The organism is Alkaliphilus flagellatus, assembly GCF_018919215.1.
GTDB classification, from domain to species: domain Bacteria; phylum Bacillota; class Clostridia; order Peptostreptococcales; family Natronincolaceae; genus Alkaliphilus_B; species Alkaliphilus_B flagellatus.
Genome location: NZ_JAHLQK010000004.1, coordinates 233,111 through 258,469, shown reverse-complemented (window position 1 = coordinate 258,469; position 25,359 = coordinate 233,111). Strand labels below are relative to the sequence as shown.

At 30.4% G+C, this 25,359-nt stretch carries 30 protein-coding genes, 3 tRNA genes and 1 pseudogene; 25 read left to right on the top strand and 9 right to left on the bottom strand.

Features of this window, described 5'->3' with window-relative positions; genetic code table 11:
* The first annotated feature begins 1 nt into the window (after position 1).
* Positions 2–841, top strand: coding sequence for an ATP-binding cassette domain-containing protein (locus KQI88_RS11565; RefSeq protein WP_216417461.1), 840 nt, complete (start codon positions 2–4; stop codon positions 839–841).
* 820 nt (positions 842–1,661) lie between these two features.
* Here the strand turns inward: KQI88_RS11565 and KQI88_RS11560 are convergent.
* The 4 genes from KQI88_RS11560 to KQI88_RS11545 form a co-directional block, all read right to left on the bottom strand.
* A complete protein-coding gene (locus KQI88_RS11560; protein WP_216417459.1) occupies positions 1,662–1,865 on the bottom strand; it encodes an alpha/beta-type small acid-soluble spore protein in 204 nt (67 codons plus the stop codon).
* 179 nt (positions 1,866–2,044) lie between these two features.
* Positions 2,045–2,221 carry a hypothetical protein gene (locus KQI88_RS11555; protein WP_216417457.1) on the bottom strand — a complete coding sequence of 59 codons (177 nt, stop codon included), beginning with the start codon at positions 2,219–2,221 and terminating at the stop codon, positions 2,045–2,047.
* 102 nt (positions 2,222–2,323) lie between these two features.
* A complete protein-coding gene (locus KQI88_RS11550; RefSeq protein WP_408629724.1) occupies positions 2,324–3,262 on the bottom strand; it encodes a Na/Pi cotransporter family protein in 939 nt (312 codons plus the stop codon).
* A gap of 46 nt (positions 3,263–3,308) precedes the next feature.
* Positions 3,309–4,541 carry an LL-diaminopimelate aminotransferase gene (locus tag KQI88_RS11545; protein ID WP_216417452.1) on the bottom strand — a complete coding sequence of 411 codons (1,233 nt, stop codon included), beginning with the start codon at positions 4,539–4,541 and terminating at the stop codon, positions 3,309–3,311.
* A 166-nt stretch (positions 4,542–4,707) separates the two neighbouring features.
* Here KQI88_RS11545 and pdaB point away from each other — a divergent pair, with 166 nt between their 5' ends.
* From pdaB to KQI88_RS11510, 8 genes are all read left to right on the top strand, one after another.
* A complete protein-coding gene (gene pdaB / locus KQI88_RS11540) occupies positions 4,708–5,472 on the top strand; it encodes a polysaccharide deacetylase family sporulation protein PdaB (RefSeq protein ID WP_216417450.1) in 765 nt (254 codons plus the stop codon).
* Between the two features lie 112 nt (positions 5,473–5,584).
* Positions 5,585–7,078 (top strand): Mur ligase family protein, encoded by a 1,494-nt coding sequence (locus KQI88_RS11535; protein ID WP_216417448.1) that lies wholly within the window; start codon positions 5,585–5,587, stop codon positions 7,076–7,078.
* A 133-nt stretch (positions 7,079–7,211) separates the two neighbouring features.
* Complete coding sequence (locus KQI88_RS11530) at positions 7,212–7,868, top strand: single-stranded DNA-binding protein (RefSeq protein WP_216417446.1); 657 nt, start codon at positions 7,212–7,214, stop codon at positions 7,866–7,868.
* A gap of 104 nt (positions 7,869–7,972) precedes the next feature.
* Complete coding sequence (locus tag KQI88_RS18350; RefSeq protein ID WP_281417562.1) at positions 7,973–8,101, top strand: hypothetical protein; 129 nt, start codon at positions 7,973–7,975, stop codon at positions 8,099–8,101.
* A 143-nt stretch (positions 8,102–8,244) separates the two neighbouring features.
* Complete coding sequence (gene hpt, locus KQI88_RS11525; RefSeq protein ID WP_216417444.1) at positions 8,245–8,784, top strand: hypoxanthine phosphoribosyltransferase; 540 nt, start codon at positions 8,245–8,247, stop codon at positions 8,782–8,784.
* A 167-nt stretch (positions 8,785–8,951) separates the two neighbouring features.
* Positions 8,952–9,911, top strand: coding sequence for a type II CAAX endopeptidase family protein (locus KQI88_RS11520; protein ID WP_246579267.1), 960 nt, complete (start codon positions 8,952–8,954; stop codon positions 9,909–9,911).
* 107 nt (positions 9,912–10,018) lie between these two features.
* Entirely contained in the window at positions 10,019–10,609 is a 591-nt protein-coding gene (locus tag KQI88_RS11515; protein ID WP_216417442.1) for an NAD(P)H-dependent oxidoreductase, read from the top strand.
* A 28-nt stretch (positions 10,610–10,637) separates the two neighbouring features.
* Positions 10,638–11,345: a PrsW family intramembrane metalloprotease gene (locus KQI88_RS11510; RefSeq protein ID WP_216417441.1), complete on the top strand. Its 708-nt coding sequence runs from the start codon at positions 10,638–10,640 to the stop codon at positions 11,343–11,345.
* Between the two features lie 83 nt (positions 11,346–11,428).
* Here the strand turns inward: KQI88_RS11510 and KQI88_RS11505 are convergent, their stop codons facing one another.
* Positions 11,429–11,971 carry a hypothetical protein gene (locus tag KQI88_RS11505; RefSeq protein ID WP_216417438.1) on the bottom strand — a complete coding sequence of 181 codons (543 nt, stop codon included), beginning with the start codon at positions 11,969–11,971 and terminating at the stop codon, positions 11,429–11,431.
* Between the two features lie 245 nt (positions 11,972–12,216).
* On the opposite strand from KQI88_RS11505, the gene KQI88_RS11500 reads away from it, so the two are divergent.
* The 16 genes from KQI88_RS11500 to KQI88_RS11425 all read left to right on the top strand — a co-directional run bounded on the left by KQI88_RS11500 (position 12,217) and on the right by KQI88_RS11425 (position 22,201).
* Positions 12,217–12,573 (top strand): monothiol bacilliredoxin BrxC family protein, encoded by a 357-nt coding sequence (locus KQI88_RS11500; protein ID WP_216417437.1) that lies wholly within the window; start codon positions 12,217–12,219, stop codon positions 12,571–12,573.
* 112 nt (positions 12,574–12,685) lie between these two features.
* Positions 12,686–13,207 (top strand): signal peptidase I, encoded by a 522-nt coding sequence (gene lepB / locus KQI88_RS11495; protein ID WP_216417434.1) that lies wholly within the window; start codon positions 12,686–12,688, stop codon positions 13,205–13,207.
* Positions 13,208–13,322: 115 nt separating this feature from the next.
* A complete protein-coding gene (locus tag KQI88_RS11490; RefSeq protein WP_216417432.1) occupies positions 13,323–13,751 on the top strand; it encodes a CBS domain-containing protein in 429 nt (142 codons plus the stop codon).
* A gap of 211 nt (positions 13,752–13,962) precedes the next feature.
* Complete coding sequence (locus tag KQI88_RS11485; RefSeq protein WP_216417430.1) at positions 13,963–15,639, top strand: nucleoside kinase; 1,677 nt, start codon at positions 13,963–13,965, stop codon at positions 15,637–15,639.
* A gap of 82 nt (positions 15,640–15,721) precedes the next feature.
* Positions 15,722–16,639: a glutaminase A gene (gene glsA / locus KQI88_RS11480; protein WP_216417429.1), complete on the top strand. Its 918-nt coding sequence runs from the start codon at positions 15,722–15,724 to the stop codon at positions 16,637–16,639.
* A 304-nt stretch (positions 16,640–16,943) separates the two neighbouring features.
* Positions 16,944–17,138, top strand: a complete 195-nt coding sequence (locus tag KQI88_RS11475) for a small, acid-soluble spore protein, alpha/beta type (protein ID WP_212376642.1) — start codon at positions 16,944–16,946, stop codon at positions 17,136–17,138.
* Positions 17,139–17,141: 3 nt separating this feature from the next.
* Positions 17,142–17,885 (top strand): class I SAM-dependent DNA methyltransferase, encoded by a 744-nt coding sequence (locus KQI88_RS11470; protein ID WP_216417427.1) that lies wholly within the window; start codon positions 17,142–17,144, stop codon positions 17,883–17,885.
* Positions 17,886–18,055: 170 nt separating this feature from the next.
* On the top strand, positions 18,056–18,256 hold the full coding sequence (locus KQI88_RS11465) for a cold-shock protein (RefSeq protein WP_216417426.1): 201 nt from the start codon (positions 18,056–18,058) through the stop codon (positions 18,254–18,256).
* A gap of 226 nt (positions 18,257–18,482) precedes the next feature.
* Entirely contained in the window at positions 18,483–19,373 is an 891-nt protein-coding gene (hslO, locus tag KQI88_RS11460) for an Hsp33 family molecular chaperone HslO (RefSeq protein WP_216417425.1), read from the top strand.
* 133 nt (positions 19,374–19,506) lie between these two features.
* A tRNA-Val gene (locus KQI88_RS11455) sits at positions 19,507–19,582 on the top strand.
* Positions 19,583–19,658, top strand: a tRNA-Phe gene (locus KQI88_RS11450). It abuts the tRNA gene before it with no gap.
* Between the two features lie 5 nt (positions 19,659–19,663).
* Positions 19,664–19,738 (top strand) — tRNA-Cys (locus KQI88_RS11445).
* 131 nt (positions 19,739–19,869) lie between these two features.
* The gene (locus KQI88_RS18595) at positions 19,870–20,037 is read left to right on the top strand and encodes a small, acid-soluble spore protein, alpha/beta type (RefSeq protein WP_334300606.1); all 168 of its coding nucleotides are present in this window, start codon (positions 19,870–19,872) and stop codon (positions 20,035–20,037) included.
* Between the two features lie 206 nt (positions 20,038–20,243).
* Positions 20,244–20,474 carry an AbrB/MazE/SpoVT family DNA-binding domain-containing protein gene (locus KQI88_RS11435; RefSeq protein WP_216417420.1) on the top strand — a complete coding sequence of 77 codons (231 nt, stop codon included), beginning with the start codon at positions 20,244–20,246 and terminating at the stop codon, positions 20,472–20,474.
* Positions 20,467–21,648, top strand: a complete 1,182-nt coding sequence (locus tag KQI88_RS11430) for a macrolide family glycosyltransferase (RefSeq protein ID WP_216417419.1) — start codon at positions 20,467–20,469, stop codon at positions 21,646–21,648. The genes KQI88_RS11435 and KQI88_RS11430 overlap by 8 nt, the downstream gene beginning before the upstream one ends.
* Positions 21,649–22,006: 358 nt before the next feature.
* Complete coding sequence (locus KQI88_RS11425; protein ID WP_216417418.1) at positions 22,007–22,201, top strand: hypothetical protein; 195 nt, start codon at positions 22,007–22,009, stop codon at positions 22,199–22,201.
* Positions 22,202–22,313: 112 nt separating this feature from the next.
* Here KQI88_RS11425 and KQI88_RS11420 read toward each other — a convergent pair.
* The 4 genes and pseudogenes from KQI88_RS11420 to KQI88_RS11405 all read right to left on the bottom strand — a co-directional run.
* Positions 22,314–22,445: pseudogene (locus KQI88_RS11420) on the bottom strand (IS3 family transposase); the annotation flags it as partial.
* 279 nt (positions 22,446–22,724) lie between these two features.
* Positions 22,725–24,128, bottom strand: a complete 1,404-nt coding sequence (locus KQI88_RS11415) for a nucleoside recognition domain-containing protein (protein WP_216417417.1) — start codon at positions 24,126–24,128, stop codon at positions 22,725–22,727.
* Positions 24,118–24,912 (bottom strand): FeoB small GTPase domain-containing protein, encoded by a 795-nt coding sequence (locus KQI88_RS11410; RefSeq protein WP_216417416.1) that lies wholly within the window; start codon positions 24,910–24,912, stop codon positions 24,118–24,120. The genes KQI88_RS11415 and KQI88_RS11410 overlap by 11 nt, the downstream gene beginning before the upstream one ends.
* 34 nt (positions 24,913–24,946) lie before the next feature.
* Complete coding sequence (locus KQI88_RS11405) at positions 24,947–25,204, bottom strand: FeoA family protein (RefSeq protein ID WP_246579266.1); 258 nt, start codon at positions 25,202–25,204, stop codon at positions 24,947–24,949.
* Positions 25,205–25,359: the final 155 nt, after the last annotated feature.

Below are 25,359 nucleotides of genomic sequence, written 5' to 3'. Positions count from 1 at the left end.
AGTGTTAGAGATTTTAGATTTAAATAAATCATTTAAAAAAAAAGAAGTATTGAAAGAGATCTCTATAAGTTTAAAAACTGGAGTATATGGACTTTTAGGTCCAAATGGAGCAGGCAAAACAACGTTAATTAGGTGTATAGTTAACTTGTATGATATCACTAAAGGAAATATAAGATTTCAAGGAATAGACGTTACTAATAATAATGCATTTTCAAAAAACATAGGATATCTTCCACAAAAATTCGGATTATTTAAAGAATTAACGGTATATGATAATCTTCAATACTTTGCTGTTCTAAAAAAAATATCTAAGGAATCTATGGACACTTGTATTAAAGAGAGTTTGAAAAAAGTTAATTTACAAGATAGAGTTAATAATAAAGTATCGACTTTATCTGGTGGGATGGTTAGAAGACTAGGTATTGCACAAGCAATATTAGGAAATCCTCAAATAATAATTTTTGATGAACCAACTGCTGGACTTGACCCAGAAGAAAGAATAAGATTTAAAAATCTTTTGTCCTCTATAAAAGAGGACAAGATAATTATAATTTCTACCCATATTGTAGAAGATGTTGAAACATGTTGCAATAAAATGATAATCATGAATGATGGCAAAATATTTAAAATGGGAAATAGCGAAGAAATTATATCTATAGCAAGAGGAAAAGTTTTTGAAGTAAAACAAGGAATAGGAATTGATTCTAATTGGTATGTTGAAAAAACTTTTTTTAGAAATGGAGAAGAGTTTTTAAGGGTACTTTCAAACAAAAAAGAAGGACACAAAAGTTTAGAACCTACTATCGAAGATGGATATATGTGCATATTGAAAGGAATATAATATAATGAACATAAAACCCATATATTTTTCTTTCAAAAATTTAAAGATATATTATTTTATTCCTTTATTTATTTTATATGTTTTTCTACCTATTTTAAGTGTTGGAATAGTTTATATGTCAGGTAGTATAGAGAATTCTTATTTTCTGATATTTAGAGAAGTGGAAAAGTATATACCTATTTTATCTTTGTGGTGGATTACTTTTATATTTAAAAAATATATTGAAGGAGATGGAAATGAAATTTTATATTGTATTGACGAGTCCGGCAAAGTTAAGGTTTTTCAAATACTTTTAATATTCATCTGGTATATTATACATATTAGTATACTTTTTTTAGGGTATAGTATATTTTGGGATAATGTATTTTTAGAGTTCTTAAAAACAATTATTCAATGTTTCTTTTTTATTTCGTTATTGTATATGCTAATCTATACTTTAAAGTCAACTACTATTAGTTTTATGATTTTACTTATATACGAATTGTTTGCAATTTTTATAAATTCTGAGATCGCTAATTATATAAGTATATTTGAGAATGGTGAAAAAATAATTTTAAAAACTATTACCACAAAATATTTGTTAGTTTTATTAGTGTCACTCGTTTTCTTAATGATTGGTGTGTATAAAAACAAGAAATTCTGTTATTAAAAATATCATTTCTATATATTTTTACTGTTATTAGGAATAACAAGTCATTTGTCTTATACACTGCTGAAAAGTATTAGACAGCATATATATAATTTGCAGACTAAAAAATGAGATGCTCTCTAGAGCATCTCATTTTTTATGATAAATATTTTATATTAAACTATAATTTTATTATTTTCCACTCATTTGTCTTTGAGCCATTTCAACTAAACGTTTTGTCATATATCCACCAACGTATCCATTTTGTCTAGCTGTTAAATTACCCTTGTCTACTCCATCATAATTAGAAAGACCTAACTCACTAGCGATTTCTAACTTCATTTGATTAAGAGCTTGACGAGCTTCTGGAACAACAACTTTATTTCTTGAAGCCATAATTTTCTCCTCCTCATCTGAATTATATTTTATCAACATCTTTCGATGTTGTATATATAATTTAACCACTTTTGATAGTGAATATGTTAGAAGTTTTTTCATAGATTAATTAATTATACCAATGCTTCAAATTTCAATAAAAACATAGGATGGATAAATTTCCACCCTATGTGGAGGTTTTATTTGGAGTGTAATTCTACAATCGTTTCTTTACCATGGTCATAGATATTTTCTAATTGGCCTGGTTTAGGCTTAAATTCTCTGTTAAAATGTCGACCATCATATCTAAAAGTACGAGAACTAGCTTCTACACGGTGACCATTCACATTTGTCCATTGGCTTTTACGAATAGACATAAATACACTCCTTTCGTAATTAGAATGAATAAAGTCATTCATAATTAGTTTTAACTTAAAATTTTTTAAAATGTGTATTAATTATTGGTAATATTAAAATTATTATTTTTTTATAATCCATTGTACTGCGCTTACAATAATGCCTGTGAAGGGAAGAAGAATTAGGGTACTAAAAATATTAAAAATTGTATGAGCATTAGCGATTTGTCTTGATGGATTAAGTGGTGATAAAGAAACTGATATTGCACATAATAAATTGATAAAAGGGAAAATTAAAGCTACACCCATAATATTAAAAAAAAGATGGACAAAAGCAGTTTGTTTAGCAGCTCTATTTAAAGATAAACTTGATATTATAGATGTTATACAAGTACCAACATTCATACCAAGCATAATTGATACAGCGGAATACATGGATATTGACCCATTGCTAGCTAATGTTTGTAGAATTGCTACACCTGTACTACTGCTTTGCAGTATGGATATAGCAGAAAAGCCTATTAAAGCACCTAATATAGGCGTTTTTCCAAACTCTTCTAAAATTTTTTGAAATGCTAATATATCTTTTAGAGGTGAGAGACCTTGAGTTAATAGATCAATACCAATAAATATAAGAGAAAAACCTATTAATACTTCTCCTATATAACAAATTTTTTTATTTTTAGATGTCAAATTAATTAAAATACCCAATATAAATGGAATAAATGAGTATTTACCCATATTAAACGCTATTAACTGGGATGTTACAGTTGTGCCTATATTGGCTCCCATAATAATTGGTGTAGCTTGGTAAAGTGTGAGTAGATTAGACTGAACAAGACCAACTAAGATAACTGTCATACCGCTGCTGGACTGTAAAATCCCTGTAATGATACAGCCTATTAAAACTCCTAATAATGGATTAATTTTTAGATTAATAAGCATATATCTAAATCTACTAGATGTAAATCGATTTAATCCTTCTGTAAGAAATCTCATACCTAATAAAAACAATCCTAAACCTATAGATGTAGCAGAAATAATCTCAAACAATAAAAACACCCCCCAGGTTAAATATACGTAGGAGGGCTTACATATAAAACAATAATTAAAAAATTAGTTGAAGCTTTAATAATCTTTGCTTAAGTTCTTCTATTATTTCAATCTCTTCAGCCTGGCTATTCGCATTGAATGTAACAGATAGTCGTAAATAGGCTCCAGCATCATCCCAAGGTACTGTAGATATTAATGAACTTCTTATTAGATAATCTGAAACTTCTTCCGCAGTTTTAAAAATAATACCGGATTTAGTTCCTTTTGGTATAGGGACATAACAATAGAAAGTTCCTTTAGGTTTTTTAGCAGAGAATCCTACTTCGTTTAAGGCACTAACTAATAGATCAAGGCGTCTAGAATATCTTTCACAGTTTCTTAAGCTAATTTCATTATTATTTAATGCATAAATAGCTGCTTTCTGTATAGCTCTAAACTGGCCAGAATCTGTATTATCTTTTACTGTTCCATAAGCCTTAATAGCTAATGGGTCACCTACAATAAAAGCTAATCTCCAACCTGTCATATTATATCCCTTAGATAAACCATGAAGTTCCACTCCAACATCTTTAGCTCCTTCAACAGATAAAAAGCTTAAAGGGTCACATCCATCAAAGGTAATAGGCGCATAGGCGGCATCAGACACAACAATGATATTGTTTTTATATGCAAATTCTACTACTTCTTTATAAAATTCTTTAGTTGCGACTTGTCCAGTTGGATTATTAGGATAGTTAATATATAATAGCTTAGCTCGTTTTAAAATATCTTTAGGAATTGTAGAAAAATTAGGATAGAAGTTATTTTCTTTATATAGAGGTAGGGTATATACATCACCTCCAAGATAACGAGTATAGGTTGAAATTATAGGATAACCTGGAGTTGTTGTGAGGGTAATGTCTCCATGATTAATAAAACACATAGGTAGTATTGATAAAATGGATTTAGACCCTATTCCATGAATTATATCGGTTGAAGGATTGATGTTTTTTAGACCATAGATTTTTTCTAGATATTTGGCAGCTGCTTCTTGAAATTCGGGAATACCATTATCCGCATATAGGCGATTTTCTGGCTTGCCAGCTTCCAATGACAGTGTATTTACAACTCCTATATCTGCTGGTTTGTCTGGTTCGCCTATACCAAGATCTATTAAAGATAGATGAGGGTGCATCTTTATGGCATCTTCTTTTGCCTTTTTAATCCTTGCAAATTTATATACCTCTGTTTTTTTACTAAACATTTTACCCCCAAGACGTTCTGAAATCTTGTCGGCATAAAAGCTCATTCTGTCTCCTCCTTACTATTTTAATTAATAAATAAATGTTATCTTAATGAAATAGAATCCTTCCAATTATTCTATTAACCTAACACTGGTTTTGATACAGTAATTATGCATAAAACAAGTTATAAGGAATAAACTTTAATATAATCTTTAGTACAGGGGGAGTAATATGAAGGTATATATTTTACAGAAAAGGATTCTATCAATTTTTCTATGTACTGTGCTAGTCTTAGGGGGATTGATGGTTTACTCGAGAACTACTGAGGACGGTATAATAGGGGTTTTTTCAAATCAAAAGAGATTACCTATTTATAGTGTAGAAACCAACGATAAAAAGATAGCCATAAGCTTTGACGCAGCATGGGGTGATGAATTTACAGATGATATACTAGATACATTAGACAAGTATAATGTTAAAACAACATTCTTTTTAGTAGCATTTTGGGTAGACAAATATCCAGATATGGTAAAGAAAATTTATGATAGAGGACATGAAATAGGTAATCATTCAACTACTCATCCTCATATGTCTAAGTTAACTAAGGAACAAATAGCTAATGAATTAAAGACTACTGGAGATAAAATTGCAAAAATAACTGGGAAAGATCCTGTAGTTTTTAGACCACCTTTTGGTGATTATAACAATTTATTGATTGAAACAGCGGAAGAGCTAAACTATCATACAATTCAGTGGGATGTAGATTCTTTAGATTGGAAGGAAATGGGAGTACAACCGGTAGTAGATAGAGTTACTAGAAATGTAAAAAAAGGTTCTATAGTATTGTTTCATAATAATGCTAAATATGTAAGTGAATTTTTACCTCTAGTTCTTGAAAAATTGCAGGAACAGGGATATGAAATAGTTCCTGTCTCAGAGTTAATTTATAAAGAAAATTATACAATTGATAATACAGGAAGACAACAAAATAATTAAAATCCCTCGTATAACGAGGGTATTTTTTTGACTGTGTATAATTGGCCTTTGAAATACAAAACATAAACAATATTAACTCTAACCGATTAGGATAGTGGGAGGATATACACTAATGATGATAGATGGCATAAAAATTAAAGGAATAACTTCGGATTCTAGACAAGTTAGAAAAGATTATGTATTTGTGGCTTTAACAGGGGAAAACAAAGATGGAAATAAATTTATTGATGAAGCGGTAGAAAGTGGTGCGGTTATTGTTTATACAGAAAAGGATATTTATAGAAAAGATTGCATCGTAAAAAAGGTTAATAATGGAAGAAAAAAACTTGCTGAACTGTGCAACGAATTTTATGGTTATCCATCAGAAAAATTATTAGTTATTGGAGTTACAGGTACAAATGGTAAAACAACAACTACTAATTTAATTTATCATATTCTTAAGGAAGCTGGGATCGCTGTTGGCATAATAGGGACCTTACATATTAAAATTGGTAAAAAACAATACCCATCAAAATTAACTACTCCAATTACAGAGGATATTTACTACTATTTAAATAGAATGGTAGAGGAAAACATAAGGGTTGCGGTATTAGAAGTATCTTCCCATGGTTTAAAAACTGACAGAGTTTATGGAGTTAAATTTGATATTGCAATACATACAAATATTAATCAGGATCATTTAAACTTTCATAAAACTATTACTGATTATATTAAGTCTAAAAAGAAATTATTTGATAGCTTAGCAGCAGGCAAAATTGCTTTAATAAATCATGATGATAATTATGGACTAAAAATGTTGGAAGGAAATAATGAAATATTAATTATTAGTTATGGATTGAGCTCCAAATCTACGGTTACTGCTTCTAGCATCGATACGGATTTCTTAACATCTTTTAACTATTGTCTACAAAGAGGTATTACAACATTATCTGGAGTAGAAATAGAAGTATTTGAATATCCAATTAACTCTAACCTATTAGGAAATCATAATATTTACAATGCTCTATCAGCTATTAGTACATGCTTATTACTAGATGTTCCGATTGAAAAAATAGCGAAGGCTATAAAAAGTTATCCCCCTGTAACAAGAAGGATGGAAATTATCTACAAAGATAAATATACTGTTATAGATGATTATTGTCATAATCCTGCTAGTTATGAAGCTGTATTTCATACCATACAAACTCTTCAGTATAATAACCTTTATATTGTAAATGGTATTAGAGGAAATAGAGGATTAGATATTAATCGTAGAAATGCTGAAGTTTTAAAACAATGGTATGAAATACTAAATGTAAGAAAACTTATTATTACAGATAGTGTAGATTGTGTAGATAATCTTAATCGGGTAAGTAACGAAGAAAGACAAGCATATTTTGAAGTACTAAAAGATAGTTTATTTTTGTTTAAATATGAAGCATCTTTAAGAAATGCTATAAAAGAAATACTTAAGGAATTAAAGCCTAATGATATACTTTTATTGTTAGGAGCACAATCTATGGATAAGGGGAAGAGTATATTTTTAGACTTAATTAATGAAAAAGAAAGTATTAATATAATTCAGCAACAATCAAAAATATATGATAATATTTTTGATAACCATTAATTTTTTAGTCATTAAAAATTTAGTATTATTTTTCACTAAAGAAAACATAATTTAGTCCCACTCTGAATAAACATGTTTATAGATTAGTCCAAAAATATTATAAACATAAGAATAGAAGGGAGAGTGGGGTAAGATGACACTTGATCATCTTATGGATACGAATGTTGTAACAATAGTGGGAAAGGTTGTTGGAGAAAAAGAGTTTAGTCATGAGATTTATGGAGAGGGATTTTATACATATAATATAGAAATACCTCGACTAAGTGATGCAGTAGATCAACTACCTTTAACAGTATCAGAAAGGTTATTGGTAGGGCTAGACTTAGAAGATGGGGATATGATTAGGATAGAGGGACAGTTAAGGTCCTATAACAAATTTATAGATGGTAGTAACCGTCTAGTATTAACTATATTTGCTAGGGATATTATTCCTTTTGAAGGTGAGGAAGAATTAAAGAATCCTAATGAGATTTTCTTAGAAGGATATATTTGCAAGGCTCCGGTCTATAGAGAAACACCTTTTGGCAGGGAAATTACAGACCTGCTAATTGCGGTAAATAGACTTTATAATAAGTCCGACTACATACCAACAATAGCTTGGGGAAGAAATGCAAGGTTTTCTTCTAAGTTAAATGTTGGAGATCAAATTCGAATTTGGGGACGGATACAAAGTAGGCAATATCAAAAGAAATTCTCAGATGGAAATGTTCTAAATAAAATTGCATATGAGGTTTCTATTTCTAAAATGGAAAAAGTTAATGAAAATGAAGAAGAACACACTATCCCTTAGGATGGTGTGTTCTTCTTCGTTTTTATATTAGAATAAGAATTTTTTATTAAAAACTTTTCAAATAATAGAATAAATAATATAATCATTTGGAAGGAGGTATTAAAATGACTAAATACATCGTACCAATCCTGATTTTATTTATTATATTAATATCTATACAATACTCTATAAATAAGGTTATTGTTTTATTAAAAGAGATTAAGGAAATATTAATCCAGCTAAAAAAACAATAAGCATAATCAATTAAAGTTAAAACAAATAAAATTTTATAAAATAATTAACATATAAAAATCTAATACTTATTGTAGGAATATTTGACAAGGATTTTTATTTGCATTAAAATGTTAATAATATGGTTTTATTGGAGGGAAAGTTAATGGACATAGATAAAAAGGTATGGGAAGTACTTTGTTCAGAAGAAGACATTTCAAATAGACTTAAGGAATTAGGACAAGAAATTTCTGATGCTTATAGGGATAAAAAATTATATGTTGTTTCATTACTTAGAGGTAGTTTTGTTTTTACGGCAGACTTAGTAAGAAAATTTGATATTCCAGTTAAAATAGACTTTATGACAACATCTAGTTATGGTCATGGAACAGAAAGCAGTGGCTCAGTAAAAATTGTTAATGATATAAAAGAAAATTTAGAGGATTACCATGTACTAGTAGTAGATGATATTACAGACTCAGGCTTAACTATGAAATATGTAATGGACCATTTAAAAACAAAAAATCCTGTTAGTGTAAAATGTTGTGTATTATTAGACAAACCAGAACGTAGGAAAGTAGAAATTGATCCAGATTATGTAGGATTTACTATTCCAGATAAATTTGTTGTAGGTTATGGATTAAACTATGGAGATTATTACCGCAATATTCCTTATGTATTCGTTGTAACTGATAAAGATAGATAGAAGAATATGAAATAAAGCACTTCTTAAAAAAGAGGTGCTTTATGCTATGCATAAATGTTTTAATCGTAAAAAAATAGTTTTAATGTATGGAGTACAAGTATTTAGTAATATAATAAAATAAATAGGTGGATTAGTAGATTAATAAATAAAGGAGAGAATAAAATATTATGAATGATATGTTAAATAAAAAAAGGTTAAAGGTATTAGATGCAAATCTATTATATCTTATTGGGGCTATATTGTTTTGGACCTTAGGGGCTTATGTTCAAAGAAGAAGTCTGCAAAGTGGATTAATAATTACACAATATGTTATTATACTTTTACCGCCTATAATCTACATCAAAGCAAAAAAACTAAACATAAAGGAAACTCTTAAACTAAATAAAATAAGTTTTAAACATGGATTCTTAGTGGCTTGTATCACTATTTTAACTTATCCAGCGGCAGTTTTTGCAAATACATTACTAATGACTATAATGAGTCTAATAGGAAATCTAAACATACCACAATTACCTACTGCTACAAGTAGTAGTGAATATTTAATACTTATGTTTGTTATATCTATATCAGCAGGTATTTGCGAAGAAGTATTTTTTAGAGGATTTATTTTATCTGGTTACGAAAGAATGGGAAAGAAAAGAGCAATTATTTTATCAGCAGTTTTATTTGGATTTTTTCATTTTAACTTATATAATTTAATGGGTCCAATAGTACTAGGTTTAGTTTTTGGGTATTTAGTTGTAGAAACAAACTCTATTTTTGCTGGCATGATTGGACATATAGTTAATAATGGGTTTGCTGTTACTTTAGGGTTTATATTAAATTTAGTTTCTGAGCTTCTTCCAGAGATGGATACAGCTAGCGAAGCTGCTGTGGAACTACCGACGTCTATAGCTATGTTAAGCAGTACTATTGTGTTTGGAGTTATTTCTGCAGTAACCGTGCTAATTGCTTATCAACTTGTTAAGATTATAAAAAAAGATCGTGTTGAATTAAATTCAAAAGTATGTAGTGAGGAGACAAAGGTAGAAGTAAAAGGAGTCGAATTTACACCTTTAATTTTTACAGGTATTTTATTTATTATTATAGCAATAGTACAAATAAAAGAAATCATCTCTTTGGGTTAAGTATACAGAAAGAAATAAGGGTGATCTAAAAAAGATCATCTTTTTTTATGGGTAATTTTAAATAAAATGAAACATACTAAATCTAAATAAGAATTAGGAGGTTTTTTATGAAAAATACAAATACGCTAATTATTTTTGGCCATCCAAATCCAGATAGTTTTAATGGAGCTATATTAAAAGCTATAGAAAATAAGCTTAAAGAAAAACAATATAAATTTATTTCTAAAAATTTATATCAATTAAATTTTAATCCTATTTTAACTATGAATGATTTCGCAAGAATGAGAAATTCTACTGTAACTGATGATATAGCAATAGAGCATAGTGATATTGAGTGGGCTAAAAATATTATATTTATATATCCTGTATGGTGGGCAGGTCAACCTGCTATTGTTAAAGGATGGATTGATCGGGTGTTTAGTCGAGGATTTGCTTATGCTCCACAAGAAGATGGAACAGTAAAAGGATTATTATCAGATAAGACAGTTATGGTTTTTACTACATCTGGTTCTAGTGAAGAGAATATGAACCAGTCAGGTATATCTGCCGCCATGGAGAAAGTGATGATGGAAGGAATATTAGGATTCTGTGGTATAAGCACTATGCTATATAAAAATTTATATGAGATTCCCGCTACAACTGATGAAGAAAGAAAAATAATGCTAGATGAAATAGATTATTTAATTAATGCACTTTAAAAGCAGTATAAGCAGGAAGGAGAATTAGATGATTATAAGGTTAGTAATGATTGCAGTTACACCGACTATTGCCTTAGCTATAGGTATATATTTGGCTGATAGATATGATAGAGAACCATTGCCACTGTTATTTCGTGTTTTTGCCTTGGGGGCATTATCTGTAATACCAGTAATGTTTGTAGAGAGAATTTTACTTTCGATTAATATTTTTCCGGGGATATTTTCTATAGTCTATACTGCATTTATTGTAGCTGGGCTAACAGAAGAATTTTTCAAAAGATCTGCAGTCTTGTATGGTGCCTACAATAATAAAAACTTTAATGAAAAGCTTGATGGTATTGTTTATAGTGTGTTTGCTGCCTTAGGATTTGCTACAGTAGAGAATATTATGTATGTTGTTTTTCGTTATACAGGAAATTACTATGTTGGAATTATGAGAGGAATCTTATCTGTACCTGCCCATATGTTATTCGGTGTTACTATGGGCTACTATTTATCTTTAAGTAAATATACACAAGAAACAGGGTTAAAAACATATTATTATAAAAGATCATTATTAATGCCTGTGATTTTACATGGCCTATTTAACTTTATTTTGATGGCACGAATTCCAATTTTGATGGTGTTTTTTATTCCATATGTTATTTATCTGTGGATTAACAATTTAAGAAAATTAAACCAATATACACGAGATAGCAAAGATAGATACAATAGAATAGAGGATGAAGAGAAATAAAAAGGGTAGTAGAATTTTAAATTCTGCTACCTTTTGTTATGTATGGAATTATAAAAATATTAATAACTAGATGTTTCTAAATTTTATTTCTTCTGTCCTGCTATAATTTTAACCATATCTTCTATTGTAGCATTAGTAGGAATTTCAAATGAACCAGATTTTAGTCTATGTGCAAGGTTTAAGTTTTCAGCCGTTTGTATAAAGTCTTTTGTATCATCTATCAATCCGTTTTCTTTTAATATTTTTGCAATACCTGATCCAGGTGTGCCATTAGGGATAGACACTGTTTTTTGTTCTGATGTAATAATATTATCAGATTGTATATCGTTTTCCTTAGATTCTATATTATCGGTTGTTCCCTCAGTTGTACTTTTATCTTTATCACTATCTTTTTTTTCAACTTCTTCATTTTCTTCTATATTAGCTTGTTTATCATCATTTTCTGATATGGGATTATTATTTTTGTCTTTGGTAATACTAACTGGTTCATCTGCTAATACAGTATTTGAAGAATCAGAAAACCAACTTCCTAAGTTCCATGAAAGCACAACAAACATTACACTGGCTACAGCTATAGCAAAAAAAACATCTGAAAAATCATGAAATAAATCTTTTATCCTCTCCAACTGAATCAGCTCCTCATTAAAATCTATATACCTTAGAATATCATAAAGAAATAAAATCATCAATATTGATATGATAATAAAAAAATTGGTAATATATAAAACAATGTAAATATATATCTAAAATTAAAGTATTTAAAAATGAAATAATAGTAAATTACATAATATCTATATTACAAGTTATAATATGATTAAAGCTGTAATATACAATTAATAACAAAGTCAATATATTTAGGGAGGATTAATTAATGTCACGTAAATTGAAAAAAATTGTTACTGTAGATGAATTAGAAAAAATATTAAGAAGATCAAATAAAAAACCAGTATTTATTTTTAAGCATGATGAGTCTAGTCAAAATAGTGAAGATGCATATGATGAATATTTAAATTTTATTAAAGATAGTGATGATGATATTATATTTACCATAATATATGTGAGAGAAGATATTGATGTATCTGACTCCGTCGAAGACGTTCTTGAAGTAACTCATGAGGCTCCACAATTAATTTTAGTAATAGATGAAGAAGCAGTTTGGGATGATACTGATAATAATATAAATGTAAAAAATTTAATAGAAGTTGTTGAAGAATTTATATCTATATAATGTCTGCCCTGTGGACAGTGGATGAAATTGCTTTTAAAGTTGATTTCCATCGTTCACAGTGATAAAATAGGTAAAGAAGTTTATTCTTAAAGTGCAGACAGGGGGACAAAAGATGAAGAATGAAATAATCGAATGGATAAAAACTATTATATTATCCCTAGTTATTGCGTTAATAATTACGACTTTTGTAAAACCAACCATTGTAAAAAATTATTCCATGAGTCCAACACTACAAGAGAATGATTTTTTAATTATCAATAGGTTTCTATATAAAAGGAGTGCACCTAAAAGAGGAGATATAGTTGTTTTTCAATCTAACTTAAAGACAGACAATGGTAAGGATAAGTTATTAATTAAACGTGTTATAGCAGTTCCAGGAGACGAAATGATAATTAAAGAAGGTCAAGTTTATGTTAATGGTACTATGTTAGAGGAAGATTATATTCCAGAAACATATACTGAGGGTGATATAGATATAATCGTTCCAGAAAATAAGGTTTTTGTAATGGGAGATAATAGAGGAAATAGTATGGATAGTCGTGATGAGATTTTAGGTTTGGTGGATTTTGATGTAATTATGGGTAAAGCTTTTGTTCGATTATTCCCATTTAATAAAATCGGATTATTAAAATAATGATTTTAAATTCCTAACATTAGTTAGGAATTTTTTTGTTATTAATTTTGGTGCTAATAAAAAAATAGAAATTGGAGCAACATATATATGAAGTATATTAAGTGGAGGTGTATATATGAATGTAAGAGATGTTATGACTAATAAGATTTATGCTGCTTTACCAAATGCTTCTATTACTGAAGTAGCAAAAAAAATGAAGGAATTGAATGTAGGATCTATTCCAGTATGTGATAATCAAGATCAACCTATAGGTATTATTACAGATAGAGATATCGTATTAAGAGGAGTAGTTGAAGGATTAGATAATACATCAAGTGTCAGTGATATAATGTCTAAAGGAATAGTATCTGTTACTCCAGATACTCATGTGCATGAGGCTGCTAGAATAATGGGAGAAAATCAAGTAAGAAGACTACCGGTTATCGAAAATGGCAAAATTGTAGGAATGGTATCTATCGGTGATTTAGCAGTAACAAATATTTATGAAAATGAGGCAGGGGAAGCACTAAGCAATATCTCTACCCCAAGTAGACCTATGATATAGCAGATAGTCCCTGTTTAAGAACAGGGACTATTTTTCTGTATAATATCATAGGAGTTTTGATTTAGATTGAAAATTATGATACTTTAATAATATGTTAATTTATAATGTTAAGTGGGTAGCAGTATTCATGGGATGTTTTAGCACATATAAATAATAATATATTTAATATACTATAATACAATACATAAAAAGCAAAATGGGGGGATTATAAATGATTCAAGATAAAGAGCAATGTACTATTAAAGTTACTTTGGAAAATGAAGGTTCTTTTCAATATGAAAAAGGTATTTCCTTAGAAGAAATTAGTTATGATTTTCAAAAAAATGAACCATATCAGATAGTAGCTGCTATTGTTGATAACCAATTAAGAGAATTAAGTTATAGCTTGAATGAGGATTGTGATATTAAATTTATAAATGAATGTTCTCCTATAGGAGCTAGAATCTACCAAAGAAGCTTGTCCTTTATTTTTATAAGAGCTTGTATGGAATTATTTTCTGGATGTAGAGTTTCTGTAGAACATTCGTTAAGTAAAGGTCTATATTGTGAGGTTCATTATAAAAGGCAAATCGATGAAGCTGACACACAGCGTATAGAATATCGTATGAAGGAAATTGTTGAAGAAGATGTTCCTTTAACAAAAAATAGAATTCCTGTAGATGAAGCTATAGATATTTTTAGAGAATACGGACAAATGGGAAAAGTAAATTTAATGAAGTATAGAGAAAAACCTTATATAAATATATATCAATGTGGGTGGTTAAAAAATTATTTTTATGGATATATGGTACCTTCTACGAGGTATATGAAAAAGTTTGAATTAAAATTTTATAGCCCTGGTATTATAATACAATTACCTATAAAAGAGGCAGATGGTCAAATTCCTAACTTTGAAGAGCAACCAAAGTTATTTAAAGTTTTTAGAGAAACAGAAAAGTGGGGAGAAATTTTAGAAATTGATCATGTTGCTACGTTAAATGATTTAATAGTAACAAGAAAAGAAGGAGAATTTATTCGTATTGCAGAGGCATTACATGAAAAGAAGATTGCACAAATTGCAGATACTATTACAGAACATATAGATGAAAAAAAGTTGATTTTAATTGCAGGACCATCTTCTTCTGGAAAAACTACATTTTCTAAGAGATTAGAGATTCAACTAAAAGTAAATGGCTTGAAACCCGTTTCTATTTCGCTAGACGATTATTTTGTAAATAGAGAAGATACACCTTTAGATGATAAGGGTGAGTTTGATTTTGAAGCTCTAAATGCTATTGATCTAGAACTATTTAATAGGGATTTGAAGCGAATATTAGCTGGAGAAGAGGTTGAAATTCCTACATTTAACTTTCATTTGGGCAAGAGAGAATATAAAGGAAATAAGATTAAAATTAATAAAGATCAACCTTTAATATTAGAAGGAATCCATTGTCTAAATGATAAGCTAACGGAATCTATACCTAGAAATAAGAAATTTAAAATATACATAAGTGCTTTGACCCAGTTAAATATTGATGAACACAATCGTATTCCTACCACGGATACGAGACTTATTAGAAGGTTAGTTAGAGATAGTAAGTTTAGGTCTAATGATGCTAACAGAACATTATTTCTATGGCAATCTGTTAGAAGGGGTGAAGAAAAAAATATTTTTCCTTTCCAAGAAGAAGCGGATGTTATGTTTAATTCGGCACTATTCTATGAATTAAGCATACTAAAAAAATATGCAGAACCATTGTTACGGCAAGTTGACACAACCAGTCCATATCATGCAGAGGCAAAACGATTATTAAAGTTTCTAAATTATTTTGTTAATCTAGAAAAGGAAGAAGATGTGCCTAAAACTTCAATATTGAGAGAGTTTATAGATGGTGGTAGTTTTCATTAGAAAAAGTGTTGACTAAATCTGTTTAATCTTATATATTCAATTTGCAAGCTATTGTATAAACTTATTGATAGAAGGTGAAGTAATGCAGGCGCAACTTGAAAAAATATTAGATAAAAACAGAAATAAAATACAATATGGAAATCTACCTACGTATATTCCAGAGCTTACAAAGGCTAATAAGGATGCCCTAGGAATTTATATTAGCCAGCCGGATGGTAAAGAATTTGGAGCAGGAGACTATGGATATAAATTTACTATCCAGAGTATATCTAAAGTAATTACACTAATAATGGCATTAGAGGACTGGGGACCTGCCTACATTTTTGAAAAGGTAGGTATGGAGCCTACAGGGGATGCCTTTAATTCAATGATGAAATTAGAAATAGTGAGACCTTCTAAACCTTTTAATCCAATGATTAATGCAGGAGCTATTGCAGTTACTTCTATGATAAAGGGGAACTCGCCAGAAGAAAAGATAGATCGTATTATGAAATTTTTTAAACTCATTACACAAAATCCAACTCTTGAAATAAACAAATCAATATATATGTCTGAGAAGAAAACCGGAGATAGGAATAGGGCAATGGCATATTTTATGAAGGATGTTGGAGTCATTAACGAAGATGTGGAAGGAAATCTAGATGTATACTTTAGACAGTGTTCTATAGAGGTTACTTGTAAGGATATATCTAGGATAGGTTTATTTTTAAGTAATAATGGTATTCTTAAAGAAACAGGAGAACAATTAATTAATCCAGAATATACTAAAATTGCTAAAGCATTTATGGTTACATGCGGTATGTACAATGCATCAGGTGAATTTGCTATAAATGTTGGTATACCAGCTAAGAGTGGTGTTGGTGGAGGTATTATGGCTGTAGTACCAGGAAGGATGGGCATAGGGGTTGTAGGACCTTCTCTAGATGAAAAAGGAAACAGTATTGCGGGTATAGGAGTATTAAAAGATATTTCAAAGGAGCTAGATTTAAGTATTTTTTAGCATAAAAAAAGAAGACGTGAAAAAATCATGTCTTCTTTTATTTCCGATTGAGTAAGCAATCTAGGGGAAGATTGCATTACTCCATTTAATATATATTTATATATTAAAAGGGGGAGTGGGAAAATAGTATTGATATCACAACACAAATTAATTTACCACTAATTAATATTAAAATCAACAAAAAAATATAATATTACGATTAATTAAATAGATTGTTTAATTTTAGTAATTATATTTTGGAATTTATGACTAATTGTATAATATTCTTTCGATGATTCCATAATAAGGATATGGAGGGATATTTATGACAAAGAATAAGTTAACAAGAAATATAGATGAGTTTACCCCTGATATGATGATGAAATATGAAATTGCTGAAGAACTTGGACTAATAGATAAGGTAAAGCGGTTGGGATGGGGTGGACTTACTGCTAAGGAAACAGGTAGAATTGGTGGTTTAATGACAGTAAGGAAAAAACAAAAGAAAAAGGGGAAATAAGTAATGGTTGATCAGTACTGTGGATTTGCTCATCTTTATGATAGATTGATGGAAGATGTAGACTACGAAGATTGGGCTAATTATGTTGAGAAAGTTATGGCGCAAAATAGGAATAAACCACATAAAATATTAGAGATAGCGTGTGGAACTGGAAATGTTACTATTCCACTTGCAAAGAAAGGCTACAATATATTAGGGTTAGATATATCTAAGGATATGCTTATGATTGCAAAAAATAAGGCATTGGAGAATAATATAAATATACTTTTTATTGAGCAAGATATGATTGACTTAGAATTAGAAGAAAAGTTTGATTGTATTTTGAGTATGTGTGATGGAATAAATTACATTGTTGATATAAATGATTTAATGAAAGTATTCCAAGGAGTATATAACGCCCTAGAGGATGGGGGAGTTTTTATTTTCGATATTAGCTCTCATTATAAAATTAAAAATATTTTAGGCAATAATACATTTGGTGAAAATTTAGAAGATCTATGTTATTTATGGGAAAATTACTTTGATGAAGGAAGTAATACTATAGAGATGGATTTAACTTTTTTTATTCAAGACGGAAAGTATTATAGAAAAGAAGAAGAGTATCATGTTCAAAGAGCATACAAAGTCGAAGAAATTATAAAAATATTAAATCAATTAGACTTTAAAGATATAAAAGAATATGATGGATTTACATTTAATCCCCCAAAAGATAATAGTGAACGTATATTTTTTGTAGCAAAGAAGTAAAATATGAATAAAGAATAAAAAAGTGTCAACAATATCAGTTGCAGTATATTATATATGTATCATTCAGTCAACATAATAAAATATTGACATGGAATATGCTGTATGATAGACTGGAAAAGAATAAAGGTACATAAACCTAGGTTCAATAATGTTTTAGGAGGAATTTTCTAATGGAAAAAGGTACAGTTAAATGGTTTAACTCAGAAAAAGGATATGGATTCATTTCAAGAGAAAACGGAGATGATGTATTCGTACATTACTCAGCTATTACTATGGATGGATTCAAAACATTAGAAGAAGGTCAAGCAGTTCAATTTGAAATTGTTCAAGGAGAAAAAGGACCTCAAGCTACTAACGTATCAAGAGCATAATTAAAGTTGTTTCATCAAACTTAAAATAGAGTATGTAATCTACAGTTGTTGCAAACCCAGGGGTTTACATAGAGTTTTAGATTAGTACTTTTTATACCATGGTGAAATACTAAAAACAGGTTGGATTACCAACTTGTTTTTTTTATAAAATAATAAATTGTATTGTATATAGATATACTATAAAAAAGAGTATAACGATATAAGAATTGAAAAAGAGGTGACATTTGTGAAAAGTACAATAATAAGAGCAACAGCTGCATCTAATAAAATAAGGGTTTTTGTAGCTAATACAACAGCAATGATAGATAAGGTACATAAACTTCATGAAACATCGCCAGTAGCTATTGCCGCATTAGGTAGAACTTTAACAGCTACTTCAATTATGGGACTTATGTTAAAGTCTGAAAAAGAAAAAATAACCGTTAATATTAACGGTGGAGGTCCATTAGGGCCAATTGTGGTTGTAGGAAATTCTAAAGGGAATGTTAAAGGCTATGTTTCACATCCTAATACAGAAAGTACTAATTTATATCCTGGAAAGTTAGATGTAGGAAGTGCTGTCGGGAGGGATGGAAGTATTACAGTTATTAAAGATTTAGGACTTAGGGACCCGTATGTTGGATCCTATCCACTAGTTACTGGGGAAATAGCTGAAGATTTTGCCGCATATTTTACATTCTCAGAACAACAACCATCAGGTGTAGCATTGGGAGTTTTAATCGATGTAGACTATACAATAAAAGCGGCTGGTGGATATATAGTTCAAGTATTACCTGGTATAGATGAGGAAACATTAACAAAGCTAGAAGATAAACTTGCATCTCTAGAACCAATTACTTCTATTATTGAAAAGAAGTCAACTCCAGAAGAAATGTTAGATTATATTTTGGGAGAAATGGAGCCTACTATTTTAGAATCCTATGAAGTTGATTTTATCTGCGATTGCAACGAAGAAAGATTAGAGCAGGTTTTAATAAGTATTGGTGAAAAGGATTTAAGGGAAATAACTGAAGAGGATAAGAAGGCAGAGTTAGTATGCCATTTTTGCAATAAAAAATATCAATTCAACGAAGAACAACTAAGAAAGTTACTGGATGAAGTGATACAGAAAAATTAATACTATAAAACAGCAAAAAAACAAGAAAGAATATGAAAACTCAGTGTATTTTATTAAAATTAATGAAATTTATTTATTATCGGGTTTGTAGTGAGTGACAAAATATGTTATACTTAATTTTGTCATCACGTTTGGGCGCATAGCTCAGCTGGGAGAGCACCTGCCTTACAAGCAGGGGGTCACAGGTTCAAGTCCTGTTGCGCCCACCAGCCCAGATAGCTCAGTCGGTAGAGCAGGGGACTGAAAATCCCCGTGTCGGTGGTTCGATTCCGCCTCTGGGCACCAAATAAGGCGGCATAGCCAAGTGGTAAGGCAGAGGTCTGCAAAACCTTTATTCCCCAGTTCAAATCTGGGTGTCGCCTCCAAAAAAATACAGGGTTACAGGACTTACCTAAGATATAAAAATCTTAAAAAGTGTGCATTTAAAAGTATTATTTTATCTTTTCTACTGCTTGATTGAATAAATCGGCAGTAGATTTTTTATATATTCTTTTACGTGGATATAAATATCATCTGTAAAAAGGCATTAAATGAAATGAGACTTGAAATAGCCGAAGAATTGGGTTTTACAAATAATATTACTGAAGATAAGAACAATTCACTTGTACATGAACAGATTAAAATTGGCGGTAACATGACAAGAAGATTAGTAGAAATAGGATAAAATTCACAGCTGTATGTTATACTAGATCAAAAAACAATCTTCTGTGTGTTGATGAGCTGTACAGAATGAATAAATTTTATATTTTGTTCGTTGCAAGTATTATATGCACTTGCAACTTTTTTATTTTCAATTGACTTTTATATTTAGCGCAAGTACAATATAGTTATACAATTCATACTTTTCATACTGAAAGGAGCACGTTGAAAATGAAACAGCACAATGATAAATATGCATGGACTGTCAAGATTGGGGAAAAAGGACAATTTGTTATACCAAAGAAAGCTCGTGACATTTTTGATATCAAGCCAGGTGATACAATTATTGTACTTGCCGATAAAAAGAAAGGAATTGCCATTCCCCCAAAGTCAATGTTCGCAAAACTGGCGGCAACAGTTTTTGAGGAAGATTTATCTGAAATGGAGGATAACCATGAGTAAGATCGTGTTTTTTTGTATTCCTGCACATGGACATACTAATCCCACAATAGAGGTGGTTCGAGAATTGATACTAAGGGGACATGAGGTATGGTACTACTCATTTGAAGAATTTAGAGAAAAAATAGAATCAGTAGGAGCTAAATATATTTCGTGTGACCCTTTTCTTCCTCCAACACCCATAGATATTGATAAAAAGGTTGGGAAAGATTTTGCAGCACTGATCGAAATGGTCGCTGATACTACAGTTAGTCTTGATAAAGCAGTTTGTTCAGCACTAAAAGAATTCAGTCCGGACTGCATTGTTTCAGATTCGGTATGTTTTTGGGGCAAACTTTTCTCTATAAAGCTTCGGATTCCATTTGTTTGTTCAACAACTACCTTTGCTTTTAATCAATATACAGCAAAGATGATGAAATCTGGCTTGAAAGAGATGCTTCGTATGTTTATAGGAATGCCGAGAATCAATGCAAAAATGCGAATGCTAAAAGAACATGGTTATGATGTAGATAATTTTTTAAAGATTATACAAAATGATAACGATACGAATACTATTGTTTATACATCGAAAGAATTCCAACCTATGTCAGAAACATTTTCGGACAAATATACATTTGTTGGACCATCGATTGCAGATGTTGAGGTAGAGGTTGCACCAAAACAAAAACCGCTTATTTATATTTCTCTCGGAACTGTTTTGAATAAAAATAGCTTGTTTTATAAAAATTGCATTAAAGCTCTGAAAGATTGTAATTTCGATGTCATTATGTCGATAGGTAATAAAACAGATATATCATCGTTGGGAATAATACCAAATAATTTTGATATAAAAACAAGAGTACATCAAATTCAAGTTCTTAAGAATGCAGATGTTTTTATTACGCACTGCGGAATGAATAGTGTTAATGAAAGCATATACTGTGGCGTGCCAATGGTGCTTTTTCCTCAACATTCCGAACAAGGACTCGTTGCTGCCCGTGCAGAGGAGCTTGGTGCAGGTATTAAACTTAATGGAAATAAATCAAAGCTTATAAAAGAAGCAGTTTATGAGGTGTTCAATAATAAGTTATATAAGCAAAATGCAGAAAAGTTAGCCAACACCTTTAAAAAGGCCGGTGGCGCTTCAAAAGCTGCTGATGCAATTGAAAATGTTATAATATCTTCCAGTAATTTTTAATACGATATGGGAATTCAAATACTATTGAGAGTGTAATATAGCTTTTAATCTATTACTCATGTAAGATTATGCGCAATTTACTGATAGCTGCTAAACGACTCGTGATTGCGAGATCACTGAGATAATCTACAAACGAACTCCGTCTTGCAGGCTTTTAAAGCCTGCAAGACGAAGTTCGTTTGTAAACATCCTTATCAGCAAGACTGCTTCGGCTACCCTATTTTTTTATTTTTACACAGATATATCACAATTTATAGATCATTTCATACTATATATATTACAACTACTAATAGTTTTAGAGCAGAAAAAAAGTTGTGTATTTATCAGTACTTAAAATAAAAAAAGGGAGGTGTGATATATGAGTGAAGGTAACCTAGGTCTAAGTGGTTTATTTGGGGGAAAGCAAAGTAGTTTACTTTTCTTCTTCTTGATATTGGTGATAATTTTCTGTAACTGTGGTATTTTTAAAGGATCAGGAGATAGTTTACTTTTCTTCTTCCTATTACTTGTTGTACTATTTTGTGGATGTGGACGTGAAGGTTTCTTCTTCTAAAAAGATAGGTTAACAGAATTGGGGTAGGGCTTATAAAGTGCACCCCAATTGTTAGACAAAAAATCTAACTTTTGGATGGACTGAACCCGATTAGGTAGACTCGATAAATAGTCTATTTGCTCAGGTTCAGTTTTTCATATTCTAAAGGGGATAAATATCCAAGTGAAGAATGTCTTCTCTTTCTGTTATAAAACAGTTCTATATATTCAAATATGGCCTTCTTAGCTTCTTCTCGTGTAGCAAAACCTTTATTCCCCAGTTCAAATCTGGGTGTCGCCTCCAAATATTTTCTCGAAAGCCGTTATATTACAAAAGTAATATAACGGCTTTTGTTTTATGATATTATAATGTAAATATGTAGATTATTTATATTATATCATCGCTTTTTTCTCCTGACTGATATGTTGGAGATAATAGGGGAAAAATTGTTAGAGCCTTTTGTATACTAACTAAAGGTAAATTTAAATTTAAAATTAATAATGATAAAAAATGATGAGATTTAGAAATCTCATCATTTTATGTATTATACTAATCCTAACAATCTAGTAGATTGGGTTATTACGAATAAAAGGATTATTGCAATAGCAGTTGGCATTACTGTACCAAATAAGGCCCATTTCATGCTACCACTTTCTTTTTTTATGGTCCAAACTGTGGTGCCGCAGGGAAAGTGAAGTAATGAAAATAGCATAAAGTTTAATGCTGTTAACCAGGTCCATCCATTGGCAAAGAAAAGTTCCTTCATAGCTTGAATGCTATCTAGCTCGAGCATTGCTCCTTCTGCCATATAGCTCATGATTAAAATAGGGAGGACTATTTCATTTGCTGGAAATCCTAAAATAAATGCCATTATTATAAAACCATCTAAGCCAATTGAATTTGCGAAGGGCTCAAGAAAAGTAGCACTATGGTTTAATATGCTTTGCTCTCCCACACTTATGTTAGCTAGTAACCAAATTACTAATCCTGCTGGAGCCGCAATCGCTACTGCTCTACCTAGTACAAATATTGTTCTATCGATAAGAGATTGATATATTATTCTGCCCAATTGTGGTTTTCTATAGGGTGGAAGTTCTAAAGTAAATGAAGAGGGTACACCCTTTAAAAGAGTTTTAGAAAGTAACCAAGATACTAATAATGTTATTGCAATACCAAATAAAACTAGAACTGATACAAAAAAGGATGCGGCTAAAGTGCTAAATTGACTGGTAACTAAGCCACCAACAATAATAGTTGATAGAGCTATTAACGTTGGAAATCGACCATTACATGGAACAAAATTATTCGTAAGCATTGCAATGAGCCTTTCCCTAGGAGACTCAATAATTCTACAGGCAATTACGCCTGCAGCGTTACATCCAAACCCCATGCTCATAGTGAGAGATTGCTTTCCATGGGCACCAGCTTTTTTAAATAATCTGTCTAGGTTAAATGCTATACGGGGTAGATAGCCTAGATCTTCTAGCAGTGTAAAACAAGGGAAAAAGATTGCCATTGGGGGTAGCATTACGGATATAACCCAGGCCAGAGTCCTATATATACCCAATATTAATATTCCGTGGAGCCATTCTGGGGCATTTGCTGCTATAAACCAGTTGGTTAGGTGTACTTCTATTCCAAAGAACATATCTGAAAGCATTTTAGAAGGATAATTAGAGCCAACTATTGTTAACCAAAATACAAGCCCTAATAATAAGAACATTATTGGGAAACCTGTATACTTTGAAGTAAGGATATCATCTAGCTTTTTATCCCAATCAATCTTTTTATGGTTTTCCTTGGATATTACATTGTTAGCTATACTTTCTGCTTGTATATATATGCTGCTAACAATAGTATCTTTTAATTTATGTTGTTCTTCGTTATACATTTCACTTTGCAAAGTTTTTAATGCATTATATTGATTATGGTCTTGATTAGTACTCATATATACAAGCCTCCTCTTTTTCTATAGATTGTGTATTATAGTCGAATAAAAATTTGCCAATTGAATCTAGTATTGTTGTATCTCCTTCAATTAATCTTAATGCTACCCATCTGCTATTTAATTTATCTTTTAAAATGTTTTGCAATCTTTCAGAAAGTTTGTCGATTTCTTCTTCTACTTCCTGGGGATATTCAATTGTTTTAGGAAATATGTTTTCAATTCCTAAGGCAATATTGTAAGTTCTATCCATTAGTTCATTTAGGCCTGATCCATTTCTTGCGGTAGTAGCTATTACAGGAATCCCGAGTTTTTCTTCTAATCCTTTTATATTTACTGAAATACCCTTCCTTTTAGCCTCATCCATAAGATTTACACACAAAACAACCTTATCTGTTAGTTCCATTACTTGCATAACTAGATTTAAGTTTCTTTCAAGGCAAGTGGCATCAGTAACAACTATGGTAGCATTGGGTTGACCAAAGCATATAAAATCCCTTGCAACTTGCTCTTCTACTGAATTAGCTAATAGTGAATAAGTACCGGGCAGATCAACAAGAACAAATTTTTTATCCTTATGAGTATAATTTCCCCTAGCATTTGCTACTGTTTTTCCAGGCCAGTTGCCTGTATGTTGGTTAAGTCCAGTTAAGGCGTTAAATACAGTACTTTTTCCCACATTTGGGTTGCCGGCCAATGCAATTACTAATTCGTCATCACTACCTAATTTAATATTAAATTTTTCGCTTAGCACTGCTTTTCCACAGGATTGATGAGTTAATCCCATAATGTTTCCTCCTTTACTCTTTACTATAAATAAATTAACTAATTAATTTGACTAAAATTTGATCTGACTCTTCTTTTCTTAGGGCAATCATTGCACCTCGGATATTATAAGCAATTGGATCACCTAAAGGACTTTTTCGTATAATTTCTATAATTGTTCCTGGAATAAGACCTAAGTCTAACATTCTTCTTCTTGGTAGCCCTGTAGATAAAAGATTCAAAATCTGAACTTTAGATCCTACGGGCATTTTAGAAAGAGAAATAGATTGTATGTACATATGTTGTTCTTTCATAGTTAACCTCCTCTAAATAAATAATGAATATTCTATAGAACTTTTGAATTATAATCAAAAGTTAGTTTAAGCTACAAAAAGTTACCTTAAGCTAACTTAATGGTCTCCATATAAAATATGAATTTTAACAGATATATGCAACTTGTCTAGCATAA